Origin of the sequence: Novosphingobium sp. 9U (assembly GCF_902506425.1) — a bacterium.
GTDB lineage: Bacteria > Pseudomonadota > Alphaproteobacteria > Sphingomonadales > Sphingomonadaceae > Novosphingobium.
Genome location: NZ_LR732469.1, coordinates 2286850 through 2306974, shown reverse-complemented (window position 1 = coordinate 2306974; position 20125 = coordinate 2286850). Strand labels below are relative to the sequence as shown.

17 protein-coding genes are annotated in these 20125 nt (G+C 66.5%); 8 read left to right on the top strand and 9 right to left on the bottom strand.

Annotated features, from left to right (window positions below; genetic code table 11):
- Positions 1-20 precede the first annotated feature (20 nt).
- The 5 genes from GV044_RS10825 to GV044_RS10805 all read left to right on the top strand — a co-directional run bounded on the left by GV044_RS10825 (position 21) and on the right by GV044_RS10805 (position 5950).
- Entirely contained in the window at positions 21-1247 is a 1227-nt protein-coding gene (locus GV044_RS10825; RefSeq protein ID WP_159869320.1) for a CaiB/BaiF CoA-transferase family protein, read from the top strand.
- A 27-nt stretch (positions 1248-1274) separates the two neighbouring features.
- The gene (locus GV044_RS10820; RefSeq protein WP_159869317.1) at positions 1275-1565 is read left to right on the top strand and encodes a hypothetical protein; all 291 of its coding nucleotides are present in this window, start codon (positions 1275-1277) and stop codon (positions 1563-1565) included.
- Between the two features lie 43 nt (positions 1566-1608).
- The gene (locus GV044_RS10815) at positions 1609-3108 is read left to right on the top strand and encodes a class I adenylate-forming enzyme family protein (RefSeq protein ID WP_159869314.1); all 1500 of its coding nucleotides are present in this window, start codon (positions 1609-1611) and stop codon (positions 3106-3108) included.
- A gap of 170 nt (positions 3109-3278) precedes the next feature.
- Positions 3279-4529, top strand: coding sequence for a CoA transferase (locus GV044_RS10810; protein WP_236554954.1), 1251 nt, complete (start codon positions 3279-3281; stop codon positions 4527-4529).
- A complete protein-coding gene (locus tag GV044_RS10805) occupies positions 4523-5950 on the top strand; it encodes an amidohydrolase family protein (protein WP_159869311.1) in 1428 nt (475 codons plus the stop codon). Before GV044_RS10810 ends, GV044_RS10805 begins: the two co-directional genes overlap by 7 nt.
- Here GV044_RS10805 and GV044_RS10800 read toward each other — a convergent pair.
- The gene (locus GV044_RS10800; protein WP_159869308.1) at positions 5849-6826 is read right to left on the bottom strand and encodes an enoyl-CoA hydratase/isomerase family protein; all 978 of its coding nucleotides are present in this window, start codon (positions 6824-6826) and stop codon (positions 5849-5851) included. The genes GV044_RS10805 and GV044_RS10800 overlap by 102 nt on opposite strands.
- 267 nt (positions 6827-7093) lie before the next feature.
- On the opposite strand from GV044_RS10800, the gene GV044_RS10795 reads away from it, so the two are divergent.
- A complete protein-coding gene (locus tag GV044_RS10795; RefSeq protein ID WP_236554861.1) occupies positions 7094-7888 on the top strand; it encodes a helix-turn-helix domain-containing protein in 795 nt (264 codons plus the stop codon).
- A gap of 164 nt (positions 7889-8052) precedes the next feature.
- Here the strand turns inward: GV044_RS10795 and GV044_RS10790 are convergent, their stop codons facing one another.
- Both GV044_RS10790 and GV044_RS10785 read right to left on the bottom strand, forming a co-directional pair.
- Positions 8053-9393, bottom strand: a complete 1341-nt coding sequence (locus tag GV044_RS10790) for an amidohydrolase family protein (protein WP_159869305.1) — start codon at positions 9391-9393, stop codon at positions 8053-8055.
- Positions 9394-9419: 26 nt separating this feature from the next.
- On the bottom strand, positions 9420-10187 hold the full coding sequence (locus GV044_RS10785) for a DUF2889 domain-containing protein (protein ID WP_159869302.1): 768 nt from the start codon (positions 10185-10187) through the stop codon (positions 9420-9422).
- A gap of 189 nt (positions 10188-10376) precedes the next feature.
- Here GV044_RS10785 and GV044_RS10780 point away from each other — a divergent pair, with 189 nt between their 5' ends.
- Together GV044_RS10780 and GV044_RS10775 are read left to right on the top strand one after the other, a co-directional pair.
- A complete protein-coding gene (locus tag GV044_RS10780) occupies positions 10377-12566 on the top strand; it encodes an acyl-CoA dehydrogenase (RefSeq protein ID WP_159869299.1) in 2190 nt (729 codons plus the stop codon).
- Between the two features lie 25 nt (positions 12567-12591).
- On the top strand, positions 12592-13419 hold the full coding sequence (locus GV044_RS10775) for an enoyl-CoA hydratase/isomerase family protein (RefSeq protein WP_159869296.1): 828 nt from the start codon (positions 12592-12594) through the stop codon (positions 13417-13419).
- Between the two features lie 164 nt (positions 13420-13583).
- Here the strand turns inward: GV044_RS10775 and GV044_RS10770 are convergent, their stop codons facing one another.
- The 6 genes from GV044_RS10770 to GV044_RS10745 all read right to left on the bottom strand — a co-directional run bounded on the left by GV044_RS10770 (position 13584) and on the right by GV044_RS10745 (position 20118).
- Complete coding sequence (locus tag GV044_RS10770; protein WP_236554860.1) at positions 13584-14234, bottom strand: TetR/AcrR family transcriptional regulator; 651 nt, start codon at positions 14232-14234, stop codon at positions 13584-13586.
- Between the two features lie 95 nt (positions 14235-14329).
- The gene (locus tag GV044_RS10765) at positions 14330-15820 is read right to left on the bottom strand and encodes an aldehyde dehydrogenase family protein (protein ID WP_159869290.1); all 1491 of its coding nucleotides are present in this window, start codon (positions 15818-15820) and stop codon (positions 14330-14332) included.
- A gap of 51 nt (positions 15821-15871) precedes the next feature.
- Positions 15872-16663, bottom strand: coding sequence for an SDR family oxidoreductase (locus tag GV044_RS10760; protein ID WP_236554859.1), 792 nt, complete (start codon positions 16661-16663; stop codon positions 15872-15874).
- Between the two features lie 94 nt (positions 16664-16757).
- A complete protein-coding gene (locus GV044_RS10755) occupies positions 16758-17225 on the bottom strand; it encodes a nuclear transport factor 2 family protein (protein ID WP_159869287.1) in 468 nt (155 codons plus the stop codon).
- A gap of 45 nt (positions 17226-17270) precedes the next feature.
- Entirely contained in the window at positions 17271-18977 is a 1707-nt protein-coding gene (locus GV044_RS10750; RefSeq protein ID WP_159869284.1) for a class I adenylate-forming enzyme family protein, read from the bottom strand.
- Between the two features lie 145 nt (positions 18978-19122).
- On the bottom strand, positions 19123-20118 hold the full coding sequence (locus GV044_RS10745) for an MDR family oxidoreductase (protein WP_159869281.1): 996 nt from the start codon (positions 20116-20118) through the stop codon (positions 19123-19125).
- Positions 20119-20125 lie beyond the last annotated feature (7 nt).

Below are 20125 nucleotides of genomic sequence, written 5' to 3'. Positions count from 1 at the left end.
CTGGACGGGAACACGTCGGCATGACGCAGGTGATGAAGGGCATCAGGGTCCTCGAAGTGGCCCAGTTCGTCTTCGTGCCTGCGGCCGGTGCCGTGCTGGCCGAATGGGGCGCCGACGTCATCAAGGTCGAGCACCCGGTGCGCGGTGATGCCCAGCGCGGCATGCTGACGATCGCGGGCGCGACCATGGACCCGGTGGTCAACCCGATGATCGAGCACCCCAATCGCGGCAAGCGTTCGGTCGGGATCGACATCGCCACGCCCGAGGGTCGTGAACTGGTGCTCGAACTGGCCAAGACCGCCGATGTGTTCATCACCAACTACCTGCCCTCAGTGCGCAGCAAACTCGGTATCGATATCGAGGACATCCGGGCGGTCAATCCGGATATCATCTACGCACGCGGCTCTGGCTTCGGTGACAAGGGGCCCGATCGCGACCGCGGCGGCTTCGATGCGACTGCATTCTGGATCCACTCGGGCGTGGCGCATGCGCTGACGCCGCAGGAGTCCGCAGTCCCACTCACGATGGGCATCGGCGGCATGGGCGACTCGCAGAGCGGCATGTATCTCGCCGGCGGGATCGCCGCCGCCCTGCTCCATCGCGAGCGCACGGGGGAGGCGACCGAAGTCGACGTGTCGCTGTTCAATTCGGCGATGTGGATGTCGGGCATGGTCCTCGCGCCGTACCTGCACACCGGCAAGATGATGCGCGTCGGCATGCCCGCGCCCGGCGGCGCGCTGGTGAACCCGTTCATCGGCCATTTCCTAACCAGCGACAATCGCGTCATCAGCCTGTTCATCATGGTACCCGGCCCCTACATCCGCGACACCTTCGCGCACCTGGGCGTACCCGAAGCGGCCGATGATCCGCGCTTCGGCGAGGCACGCGCGCTGATGGAAAACAGTGCCGCCGCCAGCCAGATCATCACCGCTGCCATCGCGGCGCAGCCTTTCGCCTACTGGCGCGAGCACCTCAAGACGATGAAGGGCCAGTGGGCCGCAGTGCAGAGCCTGCTGGACCTGGGTGAGGATCCCCAGGCGATCGCCAACGACACCTTCATCGAAGTCGAGCCGATCGACGGTTCCGCGCCGATGCGCATCGTGCGCAGCCCGGTCCAGTTTGATCACCAGCCCTTCACCACGAGCCGCGCGCCGCAACCGTCCGAGCACACCGAGTTGATCCTGCTGGAACTCGGCCTTGAATGGGACGACATCGCGCGCCTAAAGGCAAGTGGCGCGATAAATTGAACACCAGATCAGCACGAGGATGATGAGATGAAGCCCGGTACCCGACTGAAGAGCCAAGCCGACGACACCGAGGTCATGGTGATCCGCACCGGCGGGGGCACGATTGAATGCGGTGGCGCGCCGATGGCCGAGGGCAAGCCCGCCGAACTGCTGCCGCTCGCCGCGGACTTCTCGGCCGGCACCCTGATGGGCAAGCGCTATGTCGACGCCGACGGCGCTTACGAGCTGTTGTGCGTGAAGCCGGGCAAGGGCTCGCTCTCGGTGGACGGCATCGCGCTCGTCACCAAGGATGCCAAGCCGCTTCCTGCGTCCGACTGACCTACCTACACACCCTCGACCCAAGAAGGGCCGTCATACTGCCATGAACATCGCGCTTCTCCTCGAAATGGCGGCCGAAGCCGCGCCCGATCGCATCGGTCTCGTCTGCGACGGCAAGCGCTGGACCTATGGCGAGCTGCTCAGCGCGGCGCGCGGCGCGTTCGAGCTGATCGTCGAGAGCGACGCGCAGTATGTCGCCCTGCTGGATGAGAGCAGCGAGGCCGCGCTGATCGCGGTTTTCGGTGCGGCGCTGGCCGGCGTGCCCTACTGCCCGCTCAACTACCGCCTGCCCGACGCCGACCTCTCCGCCCTGCTCGGCCGCATCGCGCCAGCGCTGGTGATCGGCGACGAGGAGCGGGTGATCCGTGTCGCCGCCGACCAGGGCCATACGATCCTCAGCCGGGAGGAGTTCACGCAAAAGGTCCAGGAGACGGTCCCGAGCGAAGACACGCGCGAGGCCGATGCAGGCGAAGGCGTGGCCATCCAGCTGTTCACCAGCGGCACCACTGCGGCGCCCAAGGCCGCGATCCTGCGCCACTCCAACCTGCTGGGCTACATCCTGGGCACTGTCGAGTTCGCCTCGGCCGACGAGGACGACGCGGCCTTGGTCGTCGTGCCGCCCTATCACATCGCCGGCATCTCCGCCCTGCTCTCCTCGATCTACGCGCAGCGCAAGATCGTGATGCTGCCCAACTTCTCGCCTGAGAGCTGGCTCTCGCTGGTGGGCGAGGAGCGCATTACTAACGCCTTTGTCGTGCCGACCATGCTGGCGCGCATCGTCGACGCCATCGAGAAGGGCGCGCCGGCCGAAGTCTCCAGCTTGCGCGCGGTCGCCTATGGCGGCGGCAAGATGCCGCTCGAGGTGATCCACAAGGCGCTCGAGCTGTTCCCCACAAGCGGCTTCACCAATGCCTATGGCCTGACCGAGACCAGCTCCACCGTCGCCCTGCTCGGCCCCGACGAGCACCGCGCCGCGCTTGCCTCTGACGACCCGAAGGTGCGCGCGCGCCTGACCTCGGTGGGCAAGCCGATCCCGACGGTCGAGATGGAGATCCGTGGCGAGGACGGCCAAGTGCTCCCCGTTGGCGAGGCGGGCGAGATCTACGTACGCGGCGACCAGGTTTCGGGCGAATACAAGGAGAAGTCGGCGCTCGACGCCGAGGGTTGGTTCCCCACCCGCGACGCCGGCTACATGGATGAGGAGGGATACCTCTTCCTCTCGGGCCGCGCCGACGACGTGATCGTGCGCGGCGGCGAGAACATGAGTCCCGGCGAGATCGAGGACGTGCTGCTGACCCACCCGGCCGTGGCCGATGCCTGCGCCTGCGCGGTGCCCTCGGTCGAATGGGGCGAGGCGGTCGGCGTCGCGGTGGTCACCCGCGAGGGTCACGAGCCGCCCGCCGAGGACGAGCTCAAGGAGCTGATCCGGGCCCGCCTGCGCTCCAGCCGCGTGCCCGAGCGCATCGCTTTCGTGACCGAGCTGCCCTATAACGAAATGGGCAAGCTGCTGCGCCGCAAGGTCAAGGACGTGCTCGCGGCCTGACCGGCACCACCGGTTTGGACGATGGAGGCAGGTTCCCTCGTCACCCTGAACTCGTTTCAGTGTCCATTCGTCGTCCCGCCCCTCCGTGTGATCCCGCAAACCACATGGCCACAGGTGAACCAGACTTCCGATTGACGCGGCCCGATGGACCCTGAAACAAGTTCGGGGTGATGATGATTGATCGCAATGTGGCAGGCACTGCAGAAGCCGAGACTTGCGTGAACGCGCCGCTAGACGTGTCCACTGGCGCGCCAGCCATTCCGCTCGCGCGATGGGCCGATCGCCGGCTTGCGCAGCTCGCAACCGAAACTGGCAGCGCCCGCTTGGCCGAACTCACCGGCGCCACGCTGGTGGGCGAGCGCGGCTCCAACGGTGATTACCGGATCAACGGCCAGGTCTCGGCCGGACTGGGCGGCAGCCGCTTGATGCCGACGCGCGATGGGGGCTGGTTCGCGCTCACCCTGATCCGCGCCGAGGACCGTGACTTGCTCCCCGCCCTGTTCGGCGAGGCCGACTTGGCCATCCACGACAACGACGCGATCGCCGCAGCCGCGCTTTGCCACGACTGCGCGGAACTGGTCGCTCGCGGACGCGACCTGGGCTTGCCGGTGGCCTCGGCGGACGAAGTCCCCGTGAGCCCACCTGTCGAGATCCTGGTGCATGGCCCCACGCGGCTGCGCTCTGTTGCCGAGCCGTTGCTGGTGATCGACATGTCCGCCATCTGGGCGGGGCCCCTCACCGGCCACCTGTTCTGGCTGGCCGGCGCCGATGTGGTGAAGGTGGAAAGCCTCACCCGCCCCGACCTCATCCGCCGCGACGATCCGGCGACGTTCGACTTGATCAACCAGGGCAAGGCAAACGTCGTGGTCGACTTTGCAGACTCGACGCAGAAAGCCGCGCTGATCGCCTTGATCCGCCGCGCCGACGTCGTGATCGAATCGTCGCGTCCGCGTGCGCTCAAGCACTTGGGGATCGATGCCGAGGCGCTGGTGCGCGAGGTGCCGGGGCTCGTCTGGCTGTCAGTGACCGGGCACGGCGCGCGCGGAGAGGCAGCGAACTGGACCGGCATCGGCAACGATTGCGCCGTGGCCGGCGGCCTTGCCCGCGCACTGGCCGACAGCACCGGCGAGATCGGCTATGTGGGAGACGCGATCGCCGATCCGCTCACCGGCATCACCGCCGCGCTGGAAGGCTGGCGCGCGCTGCGTAGCGGCCGGGCGCAACGCATCGGCCTGTCGATGAGCGCCATCGTTGCACAAGCTCTGGCAGAGGAACGCGCGCACGATCCCGAGGCGCTCGAACGCGAATTGCGCGCGTGGAGCGCGGCAAAGGGCGAGCGCTTCCCGCAAGTTCCTCGTCGGCCGCTGCTCGCCCCGGTGCACGCCATCGGTGCAGATAACGCGCGCTACCTCTCATGCTGATCCGCGACGCCGAGGTATGGGGTCACGGCCGCTGCGACCTGCGGATCGCACAAGGCACAATCGCAGCGATCGGCCACCTCGATCCGCAAGGCACCGAGCGCGTGGTCGCTGCGCGGGGCGGCGCGCTGCTCCCCGGTTTGCACGATCATCACCTGCACCTCGCCGCGCTCGCCGCACGCGATGCCTCGATAGCCTGCGGACCGCCCGAAGTGGTGGACGCCGCCGACCTTGCCCAAGCCTTGCAGTCCGCGCCGGGCGATGGATGGATCCGCGGCATCGGCTATCACGAGAGCGTCCTGGGCCACTTGCCTGACGCGACAGCGCTGGACCAGTTCGTCGCCGACCGGCCGTTGCGCATCCAGCATCGCTCCGGCCGCATGTGGTTGCTCAACACCCAAGCGCTGGAACGCCTGCTCGCGACAGCGGAGCCGCCTGCAGGCCTGGAGCAGGCGGGTAGTCGCTTCACCGGCCGCCTGTTCGACGCCGACGCCTGGCTGCAGAGCGCGCTCGCCAGCACGCCGCCACGGCTAGACCGCGTGAGCGCGCAACTGGCGCGCCATGGCGTGACCGGCGTGACCGAGATCTCGCCGCGCAACGATCCCTTCATGGCCGCGCACTTCGCGTCAGAGCGCGCGCGCGGCGGCTTGCGCCAGCGGTGCGTCCTGGCAGGCGCGCTGTCGCTGGCGGACGCTGCGCCAGTGGGATGGACGCCAGGCCCGGCCAAGCTGCACTTGCACGAAGCCGCATTTCCCGAGTTCGATGCCGCCGTCGCCTTCATCCACGACGCGCACCGGCAGCACCGCCCCGTGGCCGTGCACTGCGTCAGCGAGGTGGAGCTGGTGTTCGCGCTGGCCGCGATCGCCGAAGCGGGACCATCGCTTGGCGACCGGATCGAGCATGTCTCGGTAGCGACGCTCGGCCTGCTCGACCGCATGGCCGACCTGGCCTTGCACGCCTGCGTCCAGCCCAGCTTCGTGCATGAGCGTGGCGATCGCTATCTCGCCGACGTCGAGCCACGCCATCAAGGCGATCTTTATCGCCTGCGTGCGCTTGTGGATCGCGGCATACCCCTCGCGGGCGGCAGCGATGCTCCCTATGGCACTGCCGATCCCTGGGCCGCGATGGCTGCTGCCGTCTCGCGGCGCACGTCCTCGGGCGTCGCGCTCGGGCGCGAGGAGGCCTTGTCGCCGGACGAAGCCCTCGCCCTATACCTCGCCGACCCGCTCGACTTCACCAGGACGCGCCGCATCGCGGTGGGTGAGCCGGCGGACCTCGTGCTGCTGGATCGACCGTGGCGCGAAGCACGCGAGCGCCTGTCCTCAGCCGACGTCGTCGCCACCATCATCGCCGGGGAACTGGTCCACGATCGCGTCGATCAACCCCCAGGCGAGCGCCTGGCGCGCGCCGAGCCGGCGGCCTGAAAGCATCATCAGCGCCGCGCGCTGCCGACCGATGCGGCGAGGGATGGACACGCAGCCACCGGCCCCCGGGATGATCCCCATCGCCAGCTCAGGCAGCTGGAACCAGGCCCGCGCAGTCGCGGTGATCCGGTGGCCGAAGGCGGCGAGTTCGAGGCCGGCCCCGACACAAGCCCCGTCGATCCGTACCTCCAGCCTGTTCGCGCAATCGATTGCAGAACGCGCCGGCAGCGTCGCCATGCGGATCGCGTGCGCGGCTGCGGGATCGTTCGTGGTGCCAAACTCCTGAAGGTCCGCACCGAGGCTGAACGCCTTGCCATGCGCTTGCAGCACCACGCGGGTCACATCCGGATCGGCGGCGGCCAGGGCAAAGGCCTCGAACAGACCGTCACGCATCGACCGGTCGATCGCATTCGACGCTTGGGGACGATCCAGCGTGATCACCAGCGCTTCGCCCATGCGGCTGAGCGCGACTCGGCCTTCCACTGACCCGACGTTCGTCTCCCGTGCGCCCTTCCATTGCCCATGCGCCGCGCTGCCCTGCAGCATGGCATAGGCCATGGATTCGACACTCAGCGCATCGAGCGGGGGCATCGTCTCGGTCACGCGCAGCACTTCCACCAGCGTGGCAGCGGCATGCGGCTGGGCCAGGATCGCCGCGGCCAATGGCGCCGGATTGGCCCCAGGTTCCAGCAAAACGTCTACTTGGGTGCCGAGCGGATGGTTGGCCGCACCGAGCCCGATCACCGGACAGGCGGGCAGATACAGGTCGGTGGCGTAGCTCTCTCCGGTCAGCAGAACCAGCGCCAGCGGCTGAGTCCAGGGCTCTTCCAGCCGTGAGAGACGCGCCGGCGTGATGGTCAGCGAAGCGAGATCCATTGCGCCTGTCCTTGGCCGATCAGACGCGCTTGTCATGCGGTTTTCGCGAATCGGCCGCGCCTCGTCACGCCGCATCTCAATACCGTTCTCCCTTGTGAGGCGGCGCCATGCATGATCTCCTCTTGAGCATTCCGCGACTCAAAGCTAAGCAAGGTAAGGAAAAAACGAGACCTGCTCGTTTTCTCGTTGACGCGCGGCGCCAAGCGGCTGATGTTGGCACCCACGTCACGATTGAATGGCGGGTTGGAGGAGATGCGTATGCCCACGATGACCGCAGGCTCTAACAAGGCGAAGATCGCCAGACGCGTGATCGAAGTGCTCGAATTCTTCGATGACAGCCATCGCGAAGCGACCGTGATGGACATCGTCCGCCGCTACAATCGCCCGCAGTCCAGCACGTCCGAACTGCTGTCGAGCCTGGTGGAGCTGGGCCTGTTGCACAAGGACCCGTATACCCGCTCGTACTGCCTGACGCCGCGCGCCGCGCTGCTCGGCAATGCCGGCCAGTCGGAAGTGGTGCGCGATGGACGCCTGGTGCGCCTGATGGACCGGCTGAGCGCCCAGACGGGACTTTCGATCTCGCTGATGGGCATGGTCGGCCTCGACTCGCAAGTCATCGTGTGGCGCCATGGCCCGCGCGCGCCGGTTTGCACGCGCGACCTCTACGGCGGCTGCAAGGAGCCGCTGGCCCGCAACAGCGCCGGTCAACTGATGCTGTCGACGGTGTCCGCCTCGCGCTGCGAAGGCATGGTCCGCCGCCTGAACGCGGAAGCGGACGCTGCGCACAAGTTCTCGGCTGCCGAGATGCTCGCGCGGATCGAGGCCCTGCGTGAGCGGCGCTATGCGTTCGGCCCGGTGGGCTTCGGCTCGGAAGCCGAGTCGCTGTGCGCGCTCGTTCCTCGGCAGCCCGAAGACCACCCGCTGGTGATCTCGCTGGTCTACGGCCGTGAGGACAAGGTGAACACCGAAGGCCTGCTGCAGAGCATCGGCGAAGCCATGCGCGCTTGCCTGCCCGATCCCGACAGCGACAATGTCGAGGCGCTGCAGAAGACCGCTGCTTAAAGGTTTGGCGGCAGAATACGCCAACTGTTTAGAGGCTCAGCACAACCAGGCCCCACCCCCTTGGGGAGGCGGAGACAGGTGGGGGTTTTCGATGCGGGCGTAGACGCGCCGCCTTCGGCGACGCCCCCCTCCCCGCCGCGGAGGGGGGCCAACCTTTCGCCGGATCAAGCGTCCTGCGTCACCACGCGCGACATGCGGTCACCGTCCTCATGGCGCATGAACATCTTCATGATATCGCCCGAGGTGACCGGACGCACGTCGCCCTCTTCCAACGGCCGCTCGCCGAGCGACGACTTGGGCGTGATGTCGACGTTCGCCGCCGCCGCCTTAGCCCGCAGCGCGCCAACGGTGAGTTCCTCACGCTTGTGGTGCTGGAACGGATCGAAGCGGAACCAGCGCATCGCATTACCGTGCGTGATCTTGTCGATCTGCGTCTCGGTCAGGTGGTTGATCGTCGGCCACAGGCGCTCGGGCACTTCGGGCCAGAGCGTGTCGGAATGCGGATAATCGCACTCGTAGGCAATGTTGTCCTCACCGATGAACTTGATGTTCTGCAGCCCGAACGCATCGTCGATGAAGCAGTTCAGGAAGTGCTTGCGGAACATCTCGCTCGGCTTCTTGTCCTGAAAGCGCGAGTTGGTCCAATACTTGTGGCGCGAGTTCGAGAAGTCGGCGCGTTCGGTGAAATAAGGCACCCAGCCGATCGAACCTTCCGAAAGCGCGATCCGCATGTCGGGATAGGTGTTCAGCGCGTCGAGCTGCAGCCAGTCCGAGGCGGCATAGGCGATCGTCATCGGCATGGTCGAGATCCACGCCTCGATCGGCGTTTCCATCGAGGCATGCGGTGCCGGGTTGCCGCCGCCGATGTGGAGGCAGATCGTCATGTCGAGATCGTTGATCGCCTTGTAGAACGGATCCCAGTATTCGTTGTGAATGCTGGGCAGGCCCTGGCAGGTCGGGTTCTCGCTGATCGAGACGGTGTGGCAACCCTTGTCGGTCACCCGCTTCAGCTCGGCGACGGTCGCGTCCATGTCCCAGGTCGGCAGGATGGCGCAGGGGATGAAGCGGCCCGGGTAGGCACCGCACCACTCGTCGATGTGCCAATCGTTGTAGGCGGCGATATGAGTGACCGCCATCTTCTTGTCCGGCACGCGGTGGAGGCGCCCACCGGCAAAATCGAATACCGAGCCGAAGTTGAGCGAGGCGGCAACGCCGTTGACGTCCATGTCCTTCACCCGCTCGTGCACGTCGTAGACGCCCTCACGCAGCTGGTCGAGCGAGGTCGGCTCCATGCCGTATTCCTCGAAAGGTCGGCCGACGACGGCGTTCAGCGCCACCGAGGCGAAAGTCTGACCCTGGTAGTGCCACACGTCCTTGCCGGCTTCGTCCTTCAGCAGCCTGGGCGCGGTCTCCAGCGCCTCCCCCGACAAGTGGTTCTTGAACATGTCGGGCGGTTCGCTGATGTGATCGTCGACCGAGATGATCACCATGTCATTCATTTCCATTGTCGCTCTCCCGTGCTTGTCTGGTTCTATTCGGTCGGGACGAGCCCGAGCCGGCGGCTGAAGTCCTGACCGGGCGTCCTGCCGGTCATGCTGAAGTCGAACACTTGCCCCACCCGCCGCGTTACGGCGGCGCGTTTGGGCTGGAAGGTGTAGCAATTGGGCGAGATGCGCGCGGCGTCGCTCTGCTCGGCAAACGGGATGGTGCGCCCGTGCGCGACCAGGCCCGCCCACTGCAACAGTCGCGCCGCCTCGGCACGATCGGTGGGCATGGCTGCGATCAGGTCCCGCAGCATCGGCAGTGCGCGCCCGGCCAACTCGGCGGGAGCGGACAGCAATCCATCCTGCTCGATCCAGCGCAGCATCGGCTCTCCATTGCGCCACAACGTCAGCTCGCGCCGGCCATCGACGGGATCGCTGACGGCGATGTCGTAGCGGGTCTCGGCCGCGTCATCGGCGTGCGCCGCGGCGAGCACGGCGAGGTCATGCAAGTGCGTGCAGTTCGCCCGGCGCGCCAGCCTCGGGCTGACTTCGGCGAGCGGCAGGCCGGTGAACGTGTCGACCAGCACCGCCGCAGCCCCGGGGCACGTCGTCCAGGGCATGCGATCGAGCAGCGGATCGACGGCAGACACACGCCCAAGGTGGTGGCGCAGCCGCACGGCCATGGCGTGGATGTCGTCCTCCAACAGCGCGAGAACGGCGCCGGGCTGCGGCACGATGCGGATGTGCCGACGATAGCCGGGTACCGCCACCAGCGTGGCATCGGTCTGATCGTCCAGGCTCTCCAATCGCGCCACGTTCTCTCCCGATCGGCTGCGAGGATTCCAGCGTACCACCGCCGCACTGGCGCACCAATCGCGGCGCCAGAGGATCGCACCCGCGATGGCCCCATTTGGGAAGTTGAACCGCCCACCGGGATATGATCAGGATTGCTGCAAAGGCGAATGCGCCTTCAACGACAACATAACTCCTGGAACGGCACACCCATGAATTTCGACCTGACCGAAGAGCAGACCATGGTGCGCGACACCTTCGCGCGCTTCCTGGACGAGAACTCCACCAGTGCGCGCGTGCGCAAGGCGATGGAGACGCATGGCTTCGATGCCGAGCTGTGGGCCGGCCTTGCGGAACTGGGCGCCCTGGCGATCCGCGTGCCCGAAGAGGCGGGCGGCATGGGCCTGGGCCTGTTCGACGCGGTCGTGGTGATGGAAGAGGCCGGGCGCACCCTCGCTTCCGGCCCGCTCGCCGAAGCGCTGGTTGCCGCGCGCCTGCTCGGCCAGCTGGGCGGCGCCGAAGAACTGCTGGAGAGTGCCATTGGCGGCGAGAGCCTCGTCACCATTGCCTTCCACGACATTGCCGACCGGCCCAAGCAGTGGATCGCGGGCGGCACGCACGCCCGGGCCGTCGTGGCGCGTCGGGGTGACGACGTCGTGCTGGTCACGATCCCCGAAGGCACCGCCCAAGCCGAAGAGACGCTTGCCACCACACCCATCGCCGAGATCGAACTCGGCTCGCTGGAGTCGCAAGTCCTCGGCTCGGGCGATGCCGCGCTGGCGACCTTCGCCGCCGGTCTGGACGAGTGGAAGCTGCTGATGGCGGCCGCACTCTCCGGCCTTGGCCGCCAAGCCTTGCAGCTGGGTGCTGCCTATGCCTGTGAGCGCAAGGCTTTCGGGCAGCTGATCGGCACCTTCCAGGGCGTGTCGCACCCTCTTGCCGACCGTCTGTGCGAAGTCGATGGCGGCAAGCTGATGGTCTGGCGCACGCTCCGCGAGATCGCCGACGGGCACGAGGACGCGGCCGGCAACGTGTCGCTGGTGCTGTGGCACTGCGCCACCGCTGCGGCCGCCGCGGTCAGCCAGGCGCTGCAGACGTTCGGCGGCTACGGCCTCACCACCGAGTACGACATCCACCTCTACAACTTGCGCGCCAATGCCTGGGCGCTGGTGCGCGGCGACGTGCAGGACCTGCTCGCCGAAGCCGGGCGTCGCTTCTACGGCAACGAGACAGCGCACTTGCCCGAGGTCGGCGAGCTGCCGATCGAGTTCGACATCGGCGAGGAAGCGCGCGCCGTGGGTGCCGAGGTGGACGCCTTCTTCGAGACGCAGATCACCGACGAAGAGCGCAGCCAGTTCCACTACAGCTGGGAAGGCTGGGTACCGTCTGTCCACAAGAAGCTTTCGGACGCCAACCTGCTGTTCCTGGGCAATCCGCAGATGGGCGGCCGGGCGCTCGGGCCTTATGCCAAGAAGTACGCGCGCGAGTGCTTCAACAAGCACGGGTATGCGAACCCCGGGGCGGGCGTGACCGAGATGGTGGGCTACATGATGGTCCACTACGGCACCGACGAGCTGAAGGCGCAGGTGCTCGACCGCATCAAGCGCGGCGAATGCATCACCTCGCTCGGCTATTCGGAGCCCAGCTGCGGCTCGGACGTGTTCGCCGCACAGACCCGCGCGACGCAAGTCGAGGACGGCAGCTGGCGCATCAACGGCACCAAGATGTGGACCAGCGGCGCGAATTTGTCCGAATACGTGCTGATGCTCACCCGCACCAACCCGGACGTGCCCAAGCACAAGGGCCTGACGATGTTCATCGTGCCGCTGAAGGCGCAGGGCGTCGAAGTGCAGCCGATCTACACGTTCCAAGACGAGCGCACCAACGTCACCTTCTACGACAACGTCGAAGTGCCGGACACCTGGCGCCTGGGACCGGTCGACGGCGGCACCAAGGTGATGGCAGCCGCGCTGGAGCTGGAGCATGGCGGCGGCTTCTCCAAGACCATCGAAGAGACGCTGGACGCCTGCGAGGAGGTGCTGGAGGATGCCGGCCGTCTCTCCGATCCGTCGGTGCAGCAGCGCCTGGCGCGCATCCGCGCGCACATCATCACTGCCGAGATGCTGGAGTTCCGCTCGATGTGGGCCAGCGTCGAGAAGAAGCCCAACCTCGCATACGGTCCGATGGCCAAGATGTATTCGTCCGAGGTGTTCCTGGTCGACGCGCGCGAAATGCTGCAGCTGACGGCCCCCGCCTCGCTGTCGAAGCGCGAGGGGCCACTGCAACTCATCAACCAGAGTTACCGACACGCACACGGCACCCGCATCTACGGCGGCACCAGCGAAGTGCACCGCTCGATGATCGCCGAACGCGGCCTCGGCATGCCCCGCACGCGCGGCTGATCGGACAAGGGAGAGGAACAAGACCATGACCGAAGACGCCGAAGCTCCGCATCTCCTAACCGAGGTCGTCGATGGCACGATCCTCGTCGCCACGCTGAACCGACCCGACAAGCTGAACGCGATCTCGCGCCAGATGATGGACCTGTTGACGCAGGCCGTACTGCGGCTGCGCGACACGCCCGAATTGAAGGTCATGCTGATACGCTCGACCGGACGCTACTTCAGCTCCGGCGCCGACTTGCGCGGCGGCAATCAGAACGTGATCGCGCCGGTCTACGACAGCTCGTCGGCGCGCGGCATCCGCGAGAACCACCGGCTCAACCTCAACAACATGCAGCAGTTGTGGGACGAGATGGAGCACATCGAAAAGCCGATCGTCGTCGCGCACCATGCCATGTGCGTCGGTGGCGGGCTGGAGATGAGCCTCTCGTGCGACTTCCGCCTCGCCGCCAAGAGCGCGGGCTACGCCTTCCCTGAAGGCTTGTTCGGCGTGCTCCCGGCCTCAGGCGGCGTCTCGCGCTTGGCGCGCATGTGCGGCCCGCACTGGGCGCGCTGGTTGATCATGGCCAACAAGAAGGCTGATGCCGACATGGCCTTCACCATGGGCCTCGTCCATCAGGTCTATCCCGACGAGACCTTCGAGGAGGAGGTCATGGAGTTCTGCCGTCACCTGACCAAGCAGAACGGTGAGCAGATGGGCGCGGCCAAGATCGCCATCGAGCTGTGCTCCGAAGTCGGGCGCGAACAGGGCCGCCATGTCGAGCGCATGGCAAACTCCGCGCTCATGCTGAACCCGGACTACATCAAGGGCATGGAGGAGTACCTGAAGGGCGTCGGCGGCAAGAAGGGGTAAGCTTTGCCGCCAGCGACCTGCTTTACGCGGAGTGTCGGACCAGCGTCGTCCCGGGCCTGACGGGACCGGTTCCGGCAGCGCCGAACCTCTGAGTGCAAGCGCCTTACCGCGAGCTCGCGACCTGGTGAAATCGGTCCCTGGTCAAGCCCGGGACGACGCGTGGATCAAACGTTCTCGCCCCGCATGTCCCGGATCGCCATTTCCAGCAGCCGCGCGCTGCAGCTGAGGTAGCGTTCTTCGTCCCGATCGAACGGCAGCCCGGTCAGCTTGGGAAAGCGCTTGTCCGTGGACAGCGTGATCGAGCGCTCGATGCCGGTCATCAGCACCGTCGCCATCGACGTCTCGGGCGTGCCCGGTTCGCGGTCGCGGCCGCTCATTTGTCGGACGATCAGCGCGATCAGCGGACGTGTCGAGTTGATCCGGTGCAGCATCATGCGCACGTCGAGCTGGTCTGCCAGGGTATTGCGCAAGTGAAGCAGGCCCGAATGCCGCGCCCAGAACTCGTGGTAGGCGCGCACGAAGACCTGGGTGCGCGCAGCCAGTTCCTCGTCGCTCCACCGTTGGCGCACTTGCGCCATGTAGGCTGCCTCGGCTGTCGCCATGACGGGTTCGAGCACTGCCAGCAGCAGCTCGGTCTGGTCGGAAAAGTAGTTGTAGAGCGAGGACATCCCCAACCCGGCGCGCCGCGCGACGCCGCTCAGCGTGAAGGCTTCGTCCTGGTTGTCCTCGATCAGCTCGAGCGCGGCGGCGAGGATACGCTCGCGCGTGACGCGGCCCTTGCGGCCCAGTTTCTGGCCCGCAAGGTTATGGCTCACCGCATCGCAGGCGATGGAGACGGCGGCAGCAAGCGCCGGCGGGAAGGCCGGTTCGATCTGTCTTGCTGCGGCCGCCCCCCTGGCCATCTATTCGATCAGGCCGGTTCGGCCTGGCGCACCGGCCAGGCGAGCATCTTGAGCTCGGTGTACTCCTCGATGCCCTCGACACCCCATTCGCGACCGACGCCGCTGGCCTTATAGCCACCGAACGGAATGTCGCCCGAGATGCACATGCCGTTGTTGACGCTGACCGAGCCGGTGCGGATGCGCTTGGCGACGCGCACCGCGCGGTCATGGTCGCCGGAGCTGACGCCGCCCGAGAGGCCATAGTTGCTCTCGTTGGCGATGCGGATCGCGTCCTCATCGTCCTCGTAGGGGATCACCACCAGCACTGGGCCGAAGATCTCTTCCTGGGCGATGCGCATGTCGTTGGTGACATCGACGAACACGGTCGGCTCGATGAACCAGCCGCCGCCCTTGTCCGGGCGTGCGCTGCCGCCGTGAAGCAGCGTGGCGCCTTCCTGCTTGCCGATCTCGATATAGCTGAGCACGCGCTCCATCTGCCGCTTGGAGACGACCGGGCCCATGACGTGCTGCGGATGCTCGACATCGCCCCAGTTGTCGCCGAAGTTGCTGTAGGCACCCTTCAGGATCTGCTTGGCTTCCTCGTAGCGGCTGCGCGGGACCAGCAGGCGGCTCTGCACCGCACAGCCCTGGCCCGCGTGGAACACCAGCATGGTCATGCCGACTTCCATCGCGAAGTTGGGCGCATCGTCGAGCACGATCTTGGCCGACTTGCCGCCCAGCTCCAGGAACACGCGCTTCAGCGTCTGCGCGCCCTGCTCCATGATGCGCTTGCCGACACCCGTCGAGCCGGTGAACGAGATCAGGTCGACGCGCGGATCGGTGACCAGCATCTCGCCCGCGAGCGCCGGATCCTCGCCGAACACGACGTTGAACACGCCCTTGGGAATGCCCGCCTCGTTCGCCAACTCGCCGAAGATCGCGCCCATGCCGGGAGTGTTCGGGGCGGGCTTGAGGATCACGGTGCAACCGGCGAGAAGCGCCGCCACGACCTTGCCGATGTTGACGTAGAGCGGCACGTTCCAAGGCGTGATTGCCCCGACCACGCCGATCGCTTCGCGCACCGCGACGCGCTTGTGGATCGAGCCGAAGGCTTCCTTCTCGCCGTAGTCCTTCTCCCATTCGACGCGGGGGAACACGGCCAGGTAATCGTCCCAGCCATCGAGCGCCATGTTGACGTGGGCGCGGATGACGGCACCCTGCGCAGCGCCCGCTTCGTGGATGGCGAGCTGTGCCAGGCGCTCGCGGTTGGCTTCGAACAGCTCGCGGTATTTCGTCACGATCGCCAGGCGGTTCTCGCGGTTCTCGTCCGAGGACCAATCGGTGTTGTCGAAGGCGTTGCGCGCAGCAGCGATCGCGGCCTCGACGTCGTCCGCCGTCGCATTCGCTGCCTTGCCGACCGGCTCGCCCGTCCAGGGGCTGGTGAGATCGTAGGTGGCCCCGCCGGTCGCCCCGCGCAGTTCGCCGTCGATGAAGAGCTTGGCTTCGGGAAGTGTGGTCATGATCGGGTCCTTGGCGATTCGCTTAGGGGTGTTTTCGGGCAAACGAAAGAGTCAGTGCTTGCTGGCGCTCACCGAGATGTGCGGCAGCTGGACGTCGGCAGGCAGGTCGAGCAGCGCACGGAACACGCCCGTCACGTTCTCGCAGTTGGAGATCGGCCGCTCGCGCAAGTTCAGGCCATTGGCCATGCAGCGCTGGTAGAACTCCTGCGCAGCCTGGGGATCCCACGCCGGCGGCTCCTTGCCGATCTCGTACATCTGCCCCGCACGCACGGTGGTGACGCGAATGCCGAGTTCTTCGACTTCGGCGGCCAGCGCCTCGCTGAAGCGCTCCAGCCCGGACTTCGTGCTCTGGTACAGCGAGAGCATGGCGAAGGGCACCGCGATCGACTCGCTGCTGATGTTGATGATCTGGCCACCGGCGGCCATCATCGGGATTGCCGAGCGGCAGCAATAGATCGGCCCTGCCAGGTTGGTCGCCACCGAACCGGCGATCTGCGCGTCCGTCGCGTCGACCACCTTGAACGGCTCGTAAATCGCGGCGTTGTTGATCAGCACGTCGATCTTGGGAAAACGCTCCGCGATCGTCGCGAAGGCAGCGCGCACCGAATCCGGCGAGGCGACGTCGCACTCCACTGCCAGATGCGCGTCGCCCAGCTCCTGTGCGAGCGCCTGTACCTTGCTGAAGGTGCGGCCCAGCAGCACCAGCGTCTCTCCCTCCGAGGCGAACCGCCGCGCCAGCGCGCGCCCGAGTCCTAGACCTGCTCCGGTGATGACGATCGTCTTGGCCACACTCTCTCCCGCAATGTTCTGGCCCGCCAGGTTCCGGGCTGGATTTGCGCTCACCATATCGCCAGAACAAGAGACTGCCTATCGCATCGGCGATGGTTCGTGCGAAATCGGGAACAGCGTTCCCGCGGTAGCCGACTTGCGCTCGCCGTTACCCTCGCAAGGAAGGTTCGCCAGCATCATCCTGAGCCGGCGCATCACCCGCCGCGGCTCCCGGCCGCATGTCGACGATCAGGCGGGTGAGGCGTTGAAAGGCGATGCGCCAGCCCTTTGCCGTGCGCACATAGCGCTCGTGGTAGTGGCCGGTGCCCAGCAGGTCGAAGCTGTCCTTGATCACACGGTCCTGCATCGCCCAGATCACGACGGCGGCATCCGGACCGTCGAAGGTCATCTGCGGCTGATGGACGTGGTGGGTGGTCTTAGCCCCGGCCAGGCTCTCGCGCACGAAACCCGCCATCTGCGCGGCGCCTTCCACCCGCGTGCCGCCGCTTTCGGTGGTGTCGAAGATGCAATCGGGTGTGAACAGCTGCGCCCAGGCGTCCCACTGCTTGGTGTCGAGCAGGTAGCAGTAGTCCGCCTTGACGTTGCAGATCGCGAGCCAGTCGGCAAAATCGGTCATGAGGGTTCCTCTGCTGTAGTCCCGACCTCTGATGAGGGGTGGTTGCTACACCACCGCCTCCAGCCGTTCAGCGGCGAGCTTGCGCAGTTCGGCGGTCTTGATCTTGGCGCTGCCGGTGGTTTCCAGGTCGCTCTCGGCCACGAACAGCACGCGGCGCGGGACCTTGTAGCTGGCGAGCTTTTCCTTGGCGAAAGCCTTGATCGCCTCGACGCTGGGCGACTTACCGGCAACGGGAACGATGCAGGTCACCACCAGTTCGCCGAGCAGTTCGTCCGGCACGCCCACGGTCTGCGAGACCTTGACCTCCGGATGGTCACGGATCACCGCATCGATCTCCAGCGGAGATACGTTGGCGCCGCCAGTCTTGATGATGTCGTTCAGCCGGCCTTCCCAGTGCAGCCGCCCGCGCTCGTCCACGAAGCCGCCATCGGCTGTGCGGAGGAACCCCTCGGAGTCGAGCGACTCGTCGAGCGGGATGCCGATGTATCCCAGCATCAGCGTCGGCCCCTTCACCGCGATCTCGCCGCGCTCGCCGACCGGTACGGTCTTGCCCGTCAGCGGCTCGACGATCTTGATGGTGGAACCGGCGGTGGGAATGCCGTGGCTGTCTCCGGCAATCTCTGGCGAAACACCCGATGGGAACACCGAAATCAGCGTGAACGTCTCGGTGTTGCCGTAGGCTTGGCCCGGCTCCATCCACTCGCTGTGAATGGTCGGGTGCTGCGCGATCGGCATGCGCTTGTCGACGTAACGCATCGGTGACAAGTCAACATCGAGGTAGTTGGGCGCCGCCGCCAGTTGCGGCCACTGGTGCGGCCAGGCGATCGGCAGGTTACAACGCTCCTTTTCCATGATCTCCAGCGCTTCGGCTGCATCGAACCAGCGTTGCAGCAGCAGCGTGCCCCCGGTCGAGAGCGTGGTGCCGAAGGCCATGGTGAAGTTGCCCGACCAGAAGAAGCCGTTGGCCGACCAGGTGCGCGGCGGATGCGCAGGGTCGATCGCGTACCACTTGGCCCAGCGCCAAATCTGCAGGCAGACCGCACGGTTCGCGTTGAGGATGCCTTTGGCCTTGCCGGTCGAGCCGGAGGAGAACAGCAGGATGCCCGGGTCCGCCGGAGCGACGGCATCGGCACGGGCGTTCACGGTAGCATCGGCGATGTCGCGCCCGCGTGCCAGAAAGGCGCTCCAGCCCTCAATCATGCCGAGGGGCTCCTCGCCATCGATCATCGCGGCATAGCGCAGGAACGGATAGCTGGTGGATTGCAGGGCGCCGGGCGCCGCATCCTTCGCCAGCGGCTCCAGCTCGAGCAGGACTTGCGCGAAGTCCTTCTTGAGCACGCTACGCTCCAGCAGCAGGCACGACACGCCCGATGCCTTGAGCACCACGTCGAGCTCGGTCGCGGTGTAGAAGGTGCTGATCGGCGTCGGCACGCACCCGGCCAGTGCCGCGCCGAAGGCGGCAGCGAGGAACTCGGGGCGGTTGGTCATCAGTATGCCGACGCGGGTGCCCTTGCCCATACCTAGCGCCACCAGCGACTTGGCGACCTCCATCGCGCGATCGAGCAGATCGGTATAGCTCCAGCGGATCACCCGGTCGCCCAAGTGCAGCACCGCGGCCTCGCGCGGGCCATAGCGCTCGGCGATCTCGCGTACAAAGCCGGCAAGGGTGAGCGCACCCAGGCCTTCCTCTTCGGAAAGCGGAATGCCGCGCACTTCGGACACGCCGCCGACGATCTCAGCCAATTGCGTCATCGCTTCTCCCCTTTCCGATGTCGATGGGGCTCTTGCGTGAGCCCTCGTCTCGTTACGCCGAACTTGCTGGCCCCTCCACCACTCGCTCCGCGAGCGGTCCCGCTGACAGCAGGTCAGTGGTGGAGGGGACTGGCTATGCTCGCGATCAAGCGTTCACATCAACGATGTAGCGGCCCTTCACCTCACCCGACATGAACTTCTTCGAGGTTTCGATCGCTTCGCCCAAGCCGATGGTCTGCGCGATGGTGTCGAGCTTGGCCGGATCGAGGTCCTTGGCCAGCCGGTCCCAGGCCTTCAGGCGCTTGGCCTTGGGTGCGTTGACGCTGTCGATGCCGAGCAGCGACACGCCGCGCAGGATGAACGGCATCACCGTCACCGGCAGGTCGAAGCCTTGCGCCAGACCGCAAGCCGCGACTGCGCCGCCGTAGCGCGTCTGCGCGCAGGCGTTCGCCAGGGTGTGGCTGCCGGCGGTGTCGACGACGCCGGCCCAGCGCTCCTTCTGGAGCGGGCGGCCCTTCTCGGCGTACTCGGCGCGGTCGATGATCGTCTCGGCACCCAGGTCCTTGAGGTAGGCCTCCTCGCTGGTCTTGCCGGTCAGCGCCGCGACCGAGAAGCCCAGCTTCTTCAGCAGGATGATCGCCACCGAGCCGACGCCGCCGGTGGCACCGGTGACCAACACTTCGCCCTGTTCTGGCGTCACGCCCCAGTCGACCAGCGCATCGACGCACAGCGCGGCGGTGTAGCCGGCGGTGCCGATCGCCATAGCCTGCTCAGGCGAGAAGGCGCCTGGCAGCGGGATCAGCCACTCGGACTTGAGCCGCGCCTTCTGCGCCAGGCCGCCCCAGTGACCTTCGCCCACGCCCCAGCCGTTGAGCACGACGGTGTCACCCGCCTTGAACTCGGTTCCGGTGCTCTCGCTGACCGTGCCGACAAGGTCGATACCAGGCACCATCGGGTACTTCTTGGCGATCGGCGAGCTGCCGGTGATCGCCAGCGCGTCCTTGAAGTTCAGCGTCGAGTAGGCAACGTCGATCGTGACATCACCCTCAGGCAGAGCGCCGTCGTCCAGCTGCTGGAGCTCGACCGTCTGCGGCCCCTTGGGATCGCCGCCTGGCTTGTCGATCACGATTGCCGAAAACATCGCATTC